This is a genomic window from Hyphomicrobium sulfonivorans (assembly GCF_013306565.1).
GTDB lineage: Bacteria > Pseudomonadota > Alphaproteobacteria > Rhizobiales > Hyphomicrobiaceae > Hyphomicrobium_A > Hyphomicrobium_A sulfonivorans.
Map to the genome: position 1 here is coordinate 185,554 of NZ_PZPO01000002.1, position 12,433 is coordinate 197,986.

Sequence of the window (12,433 nt, forward strand, 5' to 3'; positions counted from 1 at the left end):
TGGCTGTGGCTAGGCTGCAGAGGATGACAGTCAGCGCGCGGAATAGAGGGCATGGGTGTCGGGATTGGAAAGTACGGTCTTGGAGAGGATGAGGCTGGGGCCTTTGAACGAAGGGGGAAGCAAGAACCCGTACAGCTTGCGTGTTCAGTGAACGTCATCGCGTGCGGTAGCGGAGCACTGCAGATGCCATAGCTTCAGAGATAGGAGGCAGAGAAGAGGAAGATCTCGTGCTGTGAGGTCAGGCGTAACCAGACAATGGGCACGGAAGCAGCGCACAGCAACTAAGGGCTGCTCAGCTGTGAACAGGCCGGGCGTGCGGTGTCGAGCGGGGTGCGCGAAGGCGTGTGCGCATGGTGGCAATGATGGGTTTTACGTGAATATCGGGCCGGTCGGCCGAGCGCGCGGGCGATCTGGAATGTCGGCTATCGCCTCGAGCAGCATAGCGCGGCGGTCCGCCAAGCACGCACGACGCCGATGTTGCAGTGCTGTTGCGCAACTGCGGCCGAGGTTCAATGCGCTCTTCTATCGTGCGCAGATGTGAGGAGACGCTCGAACGCCAGCGGATAGATGCATCCGGGTGATTTGCGGGAAGTGAGCGAGTGTAGGAGGGGCAGAACCAACTGGGCTTGGGGCCAGTGCGTGAGCAGGGAAGTCGAAGCATGATTGAAGGCAGCGACGGGTGCTGCTCAACGACGTGGCAATGATGGCGCATCGAGGCCGTTCTGCACAACTTTACATGCAGCACACTGAATAGCGCCGGTGGACCACTGGTAGAATGTGATACAGCCGCAATCGCAGCACCACATTTCGGGTTCATGCTGCTCTTTGCATTGCGTGTGATTGCGACGCTGACGTTCTGTATCCAGATCGACGAGGTTCGACATGGCAAAAGCTTCTTCCACTAAGAGCTCTGGCAAAGCACCGGCCACGGGTAAATTCGTGGCTCCGGCGGCGACCAAAGCGAAAACAGCGGTTGTTGAACGCCGCAGCTCTGCTGCTCCGGCGAAGACAAAGTCCGCATCCGTGAAAACTAAAACGGCCGCCAAAAAGAAGTAGTTGTGAAATTAGATAGAGTTTTTCGCATCCCGCATGAATTGCGTGCGGCAGATGTGAAATGCGCCGCTCCAGGGCGGCGCTTTTGTTTTTGTAAAGCATGGCCGGCGCGGGGCGGCGGCGGTCACCAGCAGTCTCGTAGCGTCCGAGTTTGTAAGCGGGTTGCTGCGGGGCTATTCGGACGTGGCGGCTTCGGCGCGTCCCAGGACATCAGCGGGAATCGGCGGCGGGTTCGCGGAGCGGGATGCTTCGGCGATCAGGCGATTGGACGCGGCTTCGATGCGGCTCTGCAACTCGGTGCGGAAGGCAGCGCGCGATAGGCCAGCGGGGATCGGATCGAGGATCTCGACGACGATGGTGCCAGGATAACGCATGAGCTGGCGACGCGGCCAGTAGAGGCCGGAGTTGAGCGCTACCGGCACGCAGGGAAGCCCAAGGCCTTCATAAAGGGCGACCGCGCCGGATTTGTAGTCGGGCTGGGCGCCGGGTGCGCGACGGGTGCCTTCGGGGAAGATCAGCACTTCGCGGCCGGCTGCTGCGCGATCCTTGGCGTCGGCGATGAGGCGGCGCAGGGCTGCCGGGCCGCGATCGCGCCGGACGAAGATGTGCTCGAACTTGCGCGAGAACCAGCCGTAGAACGGGATGAGCGTCAGCTCCCATTTCATGACCATCGCCGGGTCGTTGAAAATGGGGATGAGGGCGAAGGTGTCCCATGCGGATTGATGCTTGGCGGCGACGAGGTGGGGCGCTTGCGGCAGCCGTTCGCGTCCGCGCACCTCCATGCGGATGCCCGCGATCCAGCGCAGCAGCCACAGACTGAACCGCGCGTGGCATTTCAGGCCAGCCATGGCCCAGCGGCGCGGGCCGAACATGAGCGGAAAGCCGCCGATGACGAAAACGGCTGTGCCGACATAGAACAGCGCGGCGAAGATGAGCGAGCGGATATAGATGATGGTGGACAAGGGCTAAAAGATCCCGGCAGACGAACTCTCAGCTGCTTCCTTCGCGACCGAGCTTGATGAGGCCGATCGCACCAGCCGCGCCATGGTGAGGCGGGCCGCACGGGGCAGAAATTTAAGGTACTCGGAAATGAGCGTGCGCGTCACGGCGGTGTTCAGCCACCAATGCGAGGTGGGAAAGCTGCCGGGCATCACCGGGTGCGGAATGAGCTCGACATCGGGCAGCGCCAGGGACAGTTCGGCGAGGCTGCGCGGCATGTGATAGCTGGCGGTGACGACGATGACGCTGTTGTAGCCATGGGCAGCGGCCCAGTTGCGCGTCTGCTGCGCGTTGCCGACGGTATCCAGGGCGGCATAGTCTATATCGACACAGCAATCGAACTTGTCTTCGGGCAGGCCGGATATCTCCAGCAACGCCTTTTTGCCGGTGCGTGGGAAGACGCCCGAAATCAGCATGCGGCCGGCGCGGCCTTCATCCAGGAGGCGGGCGCCTTCGGCAATGCGTGCGCTTTCGCCGGTAAGGACAACGATGGCATCGCCGTTCGGGTTGGCTTCCATGACAGGGCTGGTGACGACGTTGGCGAAGACAACAAATCCCAGCATCAGCAGCACAGCAATGGCCGCCGACCCGAAAACCAGAACTCGCCACAAGCTGCTCATTGCCAGGGCTATTCGCCTACGCTTTCTTTCATCGCGCTGTCTGCAATCTAAAAACGCGGCACCACCCTAACCGATTTGATGGCGAATGGGACAGCCACTCAAGGGTGCAGCGACCACCTGCCCACACCGGAGCGGGGCACGCAGGTCGGGGACCGATTCAGGTCAGCATCCGGCAACTTTGCGGAGCCTGTTACAGCTTGGCATTGAGGATGCGGAAGACGCCAAATCGCGACGTGAGCATGCACAGCGCGGATATGATTATGACAACGATGCCGAGCAGCACGTAGCCGGTGGCGTCGAGCCCGCCCGATCCGATCAGGCGGTGTACCTCGGCATTGGTCATGCCGCCGCCGCCCAAAACGCGCATCATGTAGGGCATGCCGAAAAACACGCCCATAGCGCTCGCGGCGCCGACGATGCCGGCACGGATGCCGAGGCGCAGGAAGTGGCGCTCGAACTCGCGGGCGATGTAACGGTCGGTGGCGCCAACCAGATGCAGCACCTCGACGATCTCGCGGTTCGATGCCAGCGCCGAGCGGGTGGCGGAAATGATGATGGCCGTGGTGGCGGCCGCAACCAGCAGCAGGATGAACAGGCCACCCAACGCGAACGAGCGCATCACGGTGCGGATCTGCTGCTGCCAGCGGCGATGGTCGTCCAGCGTGGCCGAAGGAAATTTGCGCGTCAGCTCGGCGCGCAGGGCATCGGTGTCGGGCGCAGCGCTGCGATCAATCTCGACCGCGATCATACGCGGCACCGGCAACTCGGACAGCACATCGGATTTGCCGAGCCACGGCTCCAGCATCTTGGTGGAGCTTTCAAGGCTGAGCGCGTCGGCGCGGGCAATACCCGGCTGCGCACGCAGGAAATTCTCCGCATCGCGCAGGGTTTTTTCCATGTCGATGCCGTCGCGCGGCTCAACCTGCACGGTGACTTCGCTGGCGATGTCCTGCAGCCAGGCGTTGGCCGACTGGTTGATCATGTAGACAGCGCCGGCGGTGAGGCAGGCGAGGAAGCACATGATCGCGATGACGAGCGTGAGCGAGCGGCCCGTTACCGAATCGGGCGGCACCACGGGCGTGCTGGCGCTCTCGTGCTTCGGCTTGCGGCCGCGCGTTGAGGGGATGCGTCGGCGCGGTGGCTCGGTGCGCGTCGGCTCCGGCTGCGCGCCATAGCCCTGCTGGCCGTAGCCATCCGGCGACCCGGTCATCGTGCTGTCATAGGGATCATAGTCGGCCGCTGCGTGCGACCCACTGCGATCCCCGCGACCGCTCGGCCTGTCATACGATCCGGACATGGCCGTCGTGAAGCTCCAGTCGCGGCGCCTTGAACTGCCGCATCAGTTGATGGTCGTGGGTGGCGATCAGCACCGAGGTGCCGAGCCGGTTCAATTCGATAAAGAGGCGCAGCAGCCGGCGCGCCATCTGCGGGTCGACGTTACCGGTCGGCTCGTCGGCCAGCAGCAGCTCCGGCTTGCCGATGACGGCGCGGGCGATGGCCGCACGCTGCTTTTCACCGCCGGAGAGAATGGATGGATATGCATGCATGCGATCGCCCAGGCCCACCCACTGCAGCAGGTCGGTCACATCCTCGCGGTAGTCGCCGAGGCGTTTGCCGACGACGCGCAGCGGCAGGGCGACATTCTCCCACGTGGTGAGATGGTCGAGCAGGCGGAAATCCTGAAACACGATGCCGATGCGTCGGCGCAGCTGCGCGCGCTTGGCGGTGGAGATGCGGCTCACGTCCTGATTGAACAGATGGATCTGCCCGCGCGTCGGGTGACGCGACATGAACAGCAGCCGCAGCAGCGAGGTTTTGCCGGCGCCCGATGGTCCGGTGAGGAAGTGGAACGAGCCCGGCCGCAGATGAAAGTCCACCTCCGAGAGGATGTCCGGGCCATCCTCATAGGCGAGGGCGATGTTCGAGAGGCGAATCACGGATGTCAGCTAGCCGGTTGCAGCGCGGGGCCTCAAGGCTCCAGGGACGACGGAAACCACGGGAATTGCCGATCAATCGGGTACGAATGTGGCGGGTTCGTGTGCAGCGAGACGCACGAATGGAATAAACCCGTTATGGCGGTATTGCCGCGGGGATGCAATGTCCTGCTATTCTGCCGCCATATGATGCGGGTAGGCGCGGGACAGGGCTGGGGGTGGAGCTGATGAACGACGTGACGAATGCACCGAATAACGAGCTTGAGGTCATCTTCACGCCTGAAGACATCGCCCGGCGGCTGGACGAGCTGGCGCAGGCGATCGCGGCGGCGAAGCTGGACAACCTGCTGGTGGTGGCGATCCTGAAGGGCAGCTTCGTGTTCGCGGCCGATCTGATTCGCGCGCTGCACCGCCACGGGCTGGCGCCGGAGGTCGATTTCATGACCCTCTCCAGCTACAAGAAGGCGCGCATCTCGTCAGGCCAGGTTTCCATCCTGCGCGATCTCGATCTCGACGCGCGCGGCCGTAACATTCTCATTGTCGATGACGTGCTCGATTCCGGCCGCACGCTGGCGTTCGCAAAGGACCTGCTGGCGGCGCGCGGCGCGGCCTCGATCCGCACCTGCGTGCTACTCGACAAGCAGCTGCCCCGGGCCGTCAATCTTGAGCCCGATTATTATGCCTTCCTGTGCCCGAACGAGTTTGTGGTCGGCTACGGCATGGATGTGGCGCATCGCTATCGCGAGCTGCCGTTCGTCGGTCGGCTTGTGCGGCCGTAAGGGCAGCTGTGTGCGGCGCGGGCTGCGGGTGTGTGGTGCGCGTGGCGCTGACGGGGTGATGACTGACAGCGACGATGGTTGGCGTGGCGTGCTGGTGCGTGTGGTGGACGAAAGACGACGCGGTTCCTGACATTGAGAGATGCTCTTGAGCCTTTCAGCGTTTCGTTGAACCGCGGGAAGACTCCAGATGATTTGTTCTGTCGTGCTTCTGTCGGAAAAAGCGGTTCCCACTTTTCCGGAAGCACTCAAGCCCCGGAGGCACCATCACCATGGCCCGCATTCTCCTTGCCGACGACGATGCATCGACGCGCGATCTGGTGCGGCGCGCGCTGGAGGCCGATGGCCACAGTGTGCTGGTCACGCAGGACGGCGCGGAGGCGCTGGAGCAGTTGCAGGCTGGCGGCGGCGGTGCAGGCGGGAAGGCCGGCGGGAATACGTTCGATGTGCTGGTGAGCGATGTGGAGATGCCGCTGCTGGACGGCATCTCGCTGGCCGAGCACGCGCTGAAGCAGCCGCAGATGCGTGTGCTGCTGATGTCAGGCTTTTCCGAGCAGCTCGATCGCGCCCGCGCGCTGGCGGGCACGAAGCTGGCGGTGATTTCAAAGCCGTTCACGCTTGAAGATGTGCGTGCGGGGGTGAGGCGGCTGTTGGGTTAGTTATCGGCGCTTTCCGCCAACTCGGTCGACAGACATCCACAGTATTTGCTGTTCGCGGCTATCAAAATTGATGGATAGACGCTCTGATTGTGCTTGGCGAACGATTCGGGTGGCGCAAATGCAGCTAGCACTTTTACCGCTTTCAGACCTCGTAGTGAATCCGCACAATGATCGACACGGTGAACTCACGGATGAGAGCACTGCTGTGGCGTGGCTGTTGTCACACCGAGAAGAACATATGCGAAATTTAGCTAGCGATATCGTAGCTCAAGGAGGAATATTTGAATCACCGCTTGTTATGCTACAGGGCCGCAAACACATCGTTTATGACGGAAACAGGCGTGTAACATGTTTGAAGCTGCTTGCTAATCCGAGTGCCGCGCCAACACTAGAACTTCACAGGTTCTTTGAAAAGTTGCGCGGCAACTGGCAGGGACCTTTCCCAGAAGCGATTAAGTGTCAGGTCGAGGATGACCGGGAAAGGATAGACAAGATCCTGTTTCGCCGACACACAGGATCGCAGTCAGGCGTTGGTCAGAGCGACTGGGATGCAGCTGCGAAGCAGAATTTCATTTTACGGACCGGTCGCGGTTCGGGAACCCTCGCCGCGGGGATAGAAAAGAGGCTGGTATCAATGGGGGCCGTTGCGGCTGAAGGGGATCTGCCTCGATCCAACTTAAATCGGCTTCTCTCATCTGAGGAGCTGCGCAAACTTGTTGGAGTTTCTTTTGCTAATGGGAAGCTTCGCTTTACGGCGACGCCAGATAAAGTGCTTAGGGTTCTTGATCGGATTGCACAAGACTTAATGACTAAGAAGGTTGTGCTGAGCCACATTTGGAATAACGAAGGTAAGCGCGCGTATCTTTCTGAGTTGCGAGATGAGGGATTGCTTCCTTCTAAGGAAGACGAACTTTTACAGCCAGTCTTGTTTAATAGCGCTCCGCCAATAAAACGGGCGCAGCCTCGCTCGAGGCCAATGTTGGTTCAGCCTCGTTCGACGTTAATCCCACATGAGATGAATAATGCGATTTCTTGGACAAACGCGACAATTCGTTTGAAAGAAATTTGGAATGAGCTCCAGCAGCTGCATGTTGAGCGCTATCCGAATTCTGTTGGGATAAGCCTTCGCGTTTTTCTTGAGCTCGCTGTAGATCACTACCTTCGAACTAATCCCGGTGCAGGCGCGGGGGAGCACGATAGGTTGGCGAAGAAGGTAGAACGGTCGGCGCTCCATTTGGAAACTGCGGGTTTGATCTCGCAAAAGTACATGAAGGAGATCCAGCGTTTTGCGAACGGTGACGAATTAATTTCGACGTCAGCAATGCACAGGTACATTCATTCTCTAACATACGCCCCATCTCCACGACATTTGATGGCGGTATGGGACACTCTGTCAGAGTTTCTGATTCAATGTTTGAATACTAAACGGGCGCAGCTGCAGGTCGCATAATTTATGCGCTGGCGTATTAACTTCACGCACTCCCAACCCACCCCCTGAACGTAAAACCGGCGTAGAACAGCTCGATGTCGGTGAAGTCGGCGTCGCGCAGGATGGCTTCGTCCTCGTCGGGTGAGAGGATCGTCAGTTGTTGGGCGATGGCGGCGCGGGCGGCTTCGGCCTTTTCCGCATCGACGCCCGACGCAGTCGCGAACGCTGAATAACGCTGCAGCCACAGTGCGCGCTGCGCCTCACTACCCGGAATGGAAAAGTGCGCGACGACGAATGGCGCGCCGGGCTTCAGGCGTCGGCGGACCTCGGCGGCTGTGCGGCGGCGCTCCTCCACATCCAGAAAATGCATCGTAAGCAGACACGTTGCGCCGTCGAACGGGCCTTCGGGCGCGTCATCTATGGTGCCGCGGTGGAGGCGGATGCGCGCCATGTGCGGGGCGGCCACCTGCTCCGCCAGGGCCAACATTTCCGCTGACGGATCAACGCCGTCGAAGGTCCAGTGCGGGTGGGCGTCGGCGAAGCTTTTGAGTTCGAGGCCGCCGCCCGCGCCGAGCACCAGCACGCGGCCGGTGGGGCCGATGCGCTCGGCCAGCAGCAGGCCGGCCATGCGTTGCATGCCGGTGTAGCCGGGCACGATGCGCGGCGGGCCTTCGGTGTAGCGCGCGACCGCCTGCGGATCGGAGAACGCGGTGCTGGCGCTGGTCATGGCGGGGTTCTCCTGCTGCTTGCGTGCGTTGCGGTGAATGGGCCGGGTGCGGTGGCGTCGGCAGTTGACGTAACAATAAATGTTACATGACGGGGCGAGGGTCAAGGGCAGCAGTGTGGGCAAGGCGCACGGGGGCAAGGTGGTGGCGATGTCAGGGAGCGCGCGGCTAACCGCCGGTGACGCTCATGTGGCGGGCGACGGAGGGGCGGCCAGCGCGGCGATCGATGACGAAGTCGTGGCCCTTGGGCTTCAGCAGCATTGCTTCGTCGATGGCGGCGTGCAGCGCGGCGTCGTTCGATCCGGCACGCAGCGGCTCGCGCAGATCGACAGCATCTTCCTGACCCAGACACATGAACAGCGTGCCGGTGCAGGTGAGGCGGACGCGGTTGCAGCTTTCACAGAAGTTGTGCGTCATCGGCGTGATGAAGCCGATGCGGCCGCCGGTTTCGCGTACGCGGACATAGCGCGCGGGGCCACCGGTTTTGTAGGGGATGTCGTCCAGCGTCCAGCGGTCGAGCAGGCGCGCGCGCACGATGGAGAGCGGCAGATATTGGTCGAGGCGATTGCCGTCGACTTCGCCCAGCGGCATCGTTTCGATGAGGGTGAGGTCGTAACCGCGCCCGTGCGCGAAACGGATGAGATCGTCGATCTCGTCCTCGTTGGTGCCCTTGAGCGCGACCGCGTTGAGCTTGACCTTGAGCCCGGCTTCGCTGGCGGCGTCGAGCCCCTGCAACACGGTGTCGAGGTTGCCCCAGCGGGTGATGGCGCGGAAGCGATCGGGCTGCAGCGTGTCGATGGAAACGTTGATGCGCTCAACGCCGGTGGCCTTAAGCTCGCGAGCGAAGCGCTTGAGCTGGCTGCCGTTGGTGGTGAGCGTCAGCTCCTCGAGCTTGCCGGAATCGAGGTGGCGTGAGAGCGCCTGAAACAGCGACATGATGTTTTTGCGCACGAGCGGTTCACCGCCCGTGATGCGCAGCTTGCGCACGCCCCGTTCGACGAAGGCGGTGCAGACGCGGTCAAGCTCCTCCAGCGATAGCAGGTCGCGCCGGGGCAGGAAGTTCATGTTCTCGGACATGCAGTAGACACACCGGAAGTCGCACCGGTCGGTGACGGACACCCTGAGGTAGGTGACCGCGCGGCCGTAACGATCAATGAGCTCTGGCTGTGCCTGAGTTTTAGCTGGCTGACCCACGGCTTGTGGTACGCTCCGAGGCTTAGGTGTGAGGCCGGTTGGCCTTTCGCTTATGGATAAATGGTACGGGCCTGTCGGGCAACCCACGCCGCACCGGACCGTTATGAAGATTGGGGCGGTTGAGCAAGTGATCAAGGCCGCCGCGCCGGGGTGGAGCGGTGATGCGTACGGTCATAGTTCTGCAATGGCTGGTCGCTCGGGCCGGATTGGGGGCGCGGTTTGCGGGCGGCGGCGAACTCGGTGGCGCGACGGCGGATCGCGCTGCCCGGCTGGTTCCCGTGCCCGGAGAAGAGCTGGAGCCGGAAGTTGGGCGGTCTCTGATTGAGAGCGGCGCGTTGTGGCTTTTGATCGGCTTTGTGCTGGTTTTGGTGGGAATTGGATATCTGCGGCGGCGCTGGCGGGGCAGGCACGGGGAGAGCCCGGTGTGGGCGAGGCTTAGCCGTTTTTCGCAGCGCCGGCCGCGATGAAAGCCGCGATGGCTGCAACATCATCAAGATCGAACAGCGGCAAGTTACCAACATCGGTGGCGTGATCGGTGGCGATGGCGATGATGTGCGGATCGGACGGCGCCAAGGGATCGCGGGTTTTCGAGGCGGTGCGGCGTGTTTCGATTTTTGCAATCGGCGCCGACTTGAAGCCCTCGGCGATGATGAGATCGGCGTCGCCAATGATGCGCGGAATTTCCGTCAGCTGCGGTGGTGGCGATGGCTGATGCGCGCCGTCAATCTCCCAGGTGTCCGGTGCGATGACGATGGACGCGATGGCGCCAGCGCGACTATGGCGTTCGCCGTCGGTGGCGCCGTCGTGCGGGCGCAGCTGATGGTGCGTGTGCTTGACGGTGACAACGCGCCAGCCGCTGCGTGTGAAGTGCGCGACCAGCCGTTCAACGAGTGTGGTCTTGCCGGAGTTTTTCCATCCCGCGATACCGATCATGTAGGGCGATGATGCCGCTTCTGGCGGTGTGCGATCAGCGCTCATAATGCACCGAGATTTGTGGCCGCTGCATGGATGGCGCGCGCCTGTTCGTATTCTTCGGGTGTGTTGACGTTGAAGAACGGGTCAACAGAAACATCGCCAAACGATAGAGCTGGAAATTCGACGATGGCGCAGTCGTTGGCGTCGGCAAAGCGGTGCAGGGCCCGCATGTTGCGCGCCAGTGCGTCGGCGGCGGCATCGGCGAGGCTGACGCTCCATAGCCCGGCAACGGGGTATTTCTCGCCAGCGTGGGCGGCGATGGCGCATGGTTTGCCGGATGAGCGGATGGCGTCGGCGAGACGTTGCACGAGGTTGAGCGGCACGAACGGGCTGTCGGCCGATGCTGTTGCAATATAACGCGCGGCTGGGGCTTCGCGTTGCGCCCAGAGGAGGCCCGCATGGAGACCGGCCAGTGGGCCCGCGTGGCCCGGGATTGCGTCGGCGATGATCGGGTAAGGGAGCGCGGTGAAGCGAGCCGGATCGCCGTTGGCGTTGATGGCAATCTGGTCGACCTGCGGCTCCATGCGGTCCAGCACGCGGCGGAGCATGGGCTGACCGCCGAGATCGAGCAGCGATTTTTCCGGCCCGCCCATGCGCGATGACAGTCCGCCAGCCAGCAGGATGCCGACGACGCTGGCGCGGCGGTCGGGGATGTCAGCGGTGCCGGTCTCACTTTGCATGCTGGCGATTTAGGGGGCCGGTGCGATTGCGGCAAGCTTGCTGCGATGCAGCATGGCAGGCCGATGGTAGAGAAGTTGGTAACTGGCGCCGCGATCGACGTCGGCCATGACGCGCGTGGGCGCGCGGAACGGGTTGGTGGACGAAACGGTGCGCAGTATAACGGCGGCAACGGAATGATGTCTGTCGATCCTGCGCTGAGCTGGATACAGGCGAGCGGGCTGCCTTGAGCGCGGTGGCTGCACGGAAGGATGAGGCCCGGTGCCGAACAATGTTGATCGACGCAAATTTCTGACCACGACCGCGGCCGGAGCGGCGGGTGCGAGCATCGCTATTCCGGCGGTGGCGTCGCCAGCGGTTATTGCATCCAATCCGGTTGTCGAGTGGCGGCTGGTGTCGAGCTTTCCGAAGTCGCTCGATACGATCTATGGCGCGGCTGAAACGTTCGCCAAGGCGCTTGGTGAAATGTCAGGCGGCAATTTTCGCGTGCGTGTGTTTGCGCCGGGAGAACTGGTGCCGGGGATGAACGCGGCTGACGCGGTGCAGAATGGCTCCGTCGAGGCGGCGCATACAGCATCGTATTACTATTGGGGCAAAGATCCGACATTCGCCATCGCGACGGCAATGCCGTTCGGCCTGAATTATCGGATGCAGAATGCGTGGATGTATCAGGGCGGCGGCATCGACCTGATGAATGCGTTTTATCAGCGCTACAACATTATCGGGTTTCCCGGCGGCAACACCGGCACGCAGATGGGCGGCTGGTATCGCCGTCAGATCAATGCGCCGGAGGATTGGCGCGGATTGAAGATGCGCATCGGCGGACTAGCTGGCGCGGTGATCGCGAAGCTGGGCGGTGTGCCGCAGCAGATCGCGGGCGGCGATATTTATCCATCGCTGGAGAAGGGAACCATCGACGCCGCCGAGTGGGTCGGTCCGTACGATGACGAGAAGCTCGGGTTCTCGAAGGTTGCGCGCTATTATTATTATCCCGGCTGGTGGGAAGGGCAGGCGATGCTGCACTTCTTCATCAACATGGACAAATGGAACGCGCTGCCGAAACATTATCAGGCGATGGTGCGCAGTGCGGCGACGATGGCGGACATCGGCATGATGACGCGCTACGACCTGCAAAATCCGGCGGCGATCAAACGGATTGCAATTGGCGGTGCGGAACCGCGGCCGTTTTCGGAGGCGGTGCTGGAAGCCTGCTTCAAGGCATCGAACGAAGTGTTCGACGAGATCTGCGCCAAGAACGCCGACTTCAAGAAAGTGTATGAGGCGACGCTGGCTATTCGCGGCGAGGACTATCTGTGGTTCCAGCTCGCCGAGCACACCTATGACACGTTCATGATGATCCAGCAGCGCAAGGGGCTGGTTTAAGCGCATAG

Annotated in this window: 14 protein-coding genes; 5 read left to right on the forward strand and 9 right to left on the reverse strand. The window is 62.0% G+C overall.

Annotation, left to right across the window (positions count from 1 at the left end; genetic code table 11):
- Positions 1-686: 686 nt before the first annotated feature.
- From C6Y62_RS06000 to ftsE, 5 genes are all read right to left on the reverse strand, one after another.
- Complete coding sequence (locus tag C6Y62_RS06000) at positions 687-1,046, reverse strand: hypothetical protein (RefSeq protein ID WP_173953194.1); 360 nt, start codon at positions 1,044-1,046, stop codon at positions 687-689.
- 180 nt (positions 1,047-1,226) lie between these two features.
- Positions 1,227-2,015, reverse strand: coding sequence for a lysophospholipid acyltransferase family protein (locus C6Y62_RS06005; RefSeq protein ID WP_246274415.1), 789 nt, complete (start codon positions 2,013-2,015; stop codon positions 1,227-1,229).
- A gap of 3 nt (positions 2,016-2,018) precedes the next feature.
- Positions 2,019-2,672 (reverse strand): YdcF family protein, encoded by a 654-nt coding sequence (locus tag C6Y62_RS06010; RefSeq protein ID WP_068464872.1) that lies wholly within the window; start codon positions 2,670-2,672, stop codon positions 2,019-2,021.
- A 190-nt stretch (positions 2,673-2,862) separates the two neighbouring features.
- The gene (locus C6Y62_RS06015) at positions 2,863-3,969 is read right to left on the reverse strand and encodes a cell division protein FtsX (RefSeq protein ID WP_173953195.1); all 1,107 of its coding nucleotides are present in this window, start codon (positions 3,967-3,969) and stop codon (positions 2,863-2,865) included.
- Positions 3,953-4,609 carry a cell division ATP-binding protein FtsE gene (ftsE, locus tag C6Y62_RS06020; protein ID WP_068464868.1) on the reverse strand — a complete coding sequence of 219 codons (657 nt, stop codon included), beginning with the start codon at positions 4,607-4,609 and terminating at the stop codon, positions 3,953-3,955. The genes C6Y62_RS06015 and ftsE overlap by 17 nt, the downstream gene beginning before the upstream one ends.
- 224 nt (positions 4,610-4,833) lie before the next feature.
- On the opposite strand from ftsE, the gene hpt reads away from it, so the two are divergent.
- From hpt to C6Y62_RS06035, 3 genes are all read left to right on the forward strand, one after another.
- Positions 4,834-5,385, forward strand: coding sequence for a hypoxanthine phosphoribosyltransferase (gene hpt / locus C6Y62_RS06025; protein WP_068464865.1), 552 nt, complete (start codon positions 4,834-4,836; stop codon positions 5,383-5,385).
- A 269-nt stretch (positions 5,386-5,654) separates the two neighbouring features.
- On the forward strand, positions 5,655-6,041 hold the full coding sequence (locus C6Y62_RS06030; protein WP_173953196.1) for a response regulator: 387 nt from the start codon (positions 5,655-5,657) through the stop codon (positions 6,039-6,041).
- A gap of 118 nt (positions 6,042-6,159) precedes the next feature.
- Entirely contained in the window at positions 6,160-7,491 is a 1,332-nt protein-coding gene (locus C6Y62_RS06035) for a hypothetical protein (protein ID WP_173953197.1), read from the forward strand.
- A 22-nt stretch (positions 7,492-7,513) separates the two neighbouring features.
- Here C6Y62_RS06035 and C6Y62_RS06040 read toward each other — a convergent pair whose 3' ends face one another.
- The 4 genes from C6Y62_RS06040 to mobA form a co-directional block, all read right to left on the reverse strand.
- Positions 7,514-8,197, reverse strand: coding sequence for a class I SAM-dependent methyltransferase (locus C6Y62_RS06040; RefSeq protein WP_173953198.1), 684 nt, complete (start codon positions 8,195-8,197; stop codon positions 7,514-7,516).
- A gap of 166 nt (positions 8,198-8,363) precedes the next feature.
- Positions 8,364-9,389, reverse strand: coding sequence for a GTP 3',8-cyclase MoaA (gene moaA / locus C6Y62_RS06045; RefSeq protein WP_173953199.1), 1,026 nt, complete (start codon positions 9,387-9,389; stop codon positions 8,364-8,366).
- Positions 9,390-9,824: 435 nt separating this feature from the next.
- Positions 9,825-10,367, reverse strand: coding sequence for a molybdopterin-guanine dinucleotide biosynthesis protein B (gene mobB / locus C6Y62_RS06050; RefSeq protein ID WP_173953200.1), 543 nt, complete (start codon positions 10,365-10,367; stop codon positions 9,825-9,827).
- The gene (gene mobA, locus C6Y62_RS06055) at positions 10,364-11,044 is read right to left on the reverse strand and encodes a molybdenum cofactor guanylyltransferase MobA (protein WP_173953201.1); all 681 of its coding nucleotides are present in this window, start codon (positions 11,042-11,044) and stop codon (positions 10,364-10,366) included. The genes mobB and mobA overlap by 4 nt, the downstream gene beginning before the upstream one ends.
- 63 nt (positions 11,045-11,107) lie before the next feature.
- Here mobA and C6Y62_RS16175 point away from each other — a divergent pair, with 63 nt between their 5' ends.
- Both C6Y62_RS16175 and C6Y62_RS06060 read left to right on the forward strand, forming a co-directional pair.
- Positions 11,108-11,272, forward strand: coding sequence for a hypothetical protein (locus C6Y62_RS16175; RefSeq protein WP_198491335.1), 165 nt, complete (start codon positions 11,108-11,110; stop codon positions 11,270-11,272).
- A 31-nt stretch (positions 11,273-11,303) separates the two neighbouring features.
- On the forward strand, positions 11,304-12,425 hold the full coding sequence (locus C6Y62_RS06060; protein WP_173953202.1) for a twin-arginine translocation signal domain-containing protein: 1,122 nt from the start codon (positions 11,304-11,306) through the stop codon (positions 12,423-12,425).
- The last annotated feature ends 8 nt before the right edge of the window (positions 12,426-12,433 follow it).

What these genes read in the sequence shown, in the direction of transcription:
- mobB (WP_173953200.1), bottom strand. Translation starts at nt 10,367, where the DNA reads ATGAGCGCTGATCGCACACCGCCAGAAGCGGCATCATCGCCCTACATG.
- C6Y62_RS06030 (WP_173953196.1), top strand. Translation starts at nt 5,655, where the DNA reads ATGGCCCGCATTCTCCTTGCCGACGACGATGCATCGACGCGCGATCTG.
- C6Y62_RS06010 (WP_068464872.1), bottom strand. Translation starts at nt 2,672, where the DNA reads ATGAGCAGCTTGTGGCGAGTTCTGGTTTTCGGGTCGGCGGCCATTGCT.
- mobA (WP_173953201.1), bottom strand. Translation starts at nt 11,044, where the DNA reads ATGCAAAGTGAGACCGGCACCGCTGACATCCCCGACCGCCGCGCCAGC.
- C6Y62_RS16175 (WP_198491335.1), top strand. Translation starts at nt 11,108, where the DNA reads ATGGTAGAGAAGTTGGTAACTGGCGCCGCGATCGACGTCGGCCATGAC.
- C6Y62_RS06035 (WP_173953197.1), top strand. Translation starts at nt 6,160, where the DNA reads ATGCAGCTAGCACTTTTACCGCTTTCAGACCTCGTAGTGAATCCGCAC.
- hpt (WP_068464865.1), top strand. Translation starts at nt 4,834, where the DNA reads ATGAACGACGTGACGAATGCACCGAATAACGAGCTTGAGGTCATCTTC.
- C6Y62_RS06015 (WP_173953195.1), bottom strand. Translation starts at nt 3,969, where the DNA reads ATGTCCGGATCGTATGACAGGCCGAGCGGTCGCGGGGATCGCAGTGGG.
- C6Y62_RS06040 (WP_173953198.1), bottom strand. Translation starts at nt 8,197, where the DNA reads ATGACCAGCGCCAGCACCGCGTTCTCCGATCCGCAGGCGGTCGCGCGC.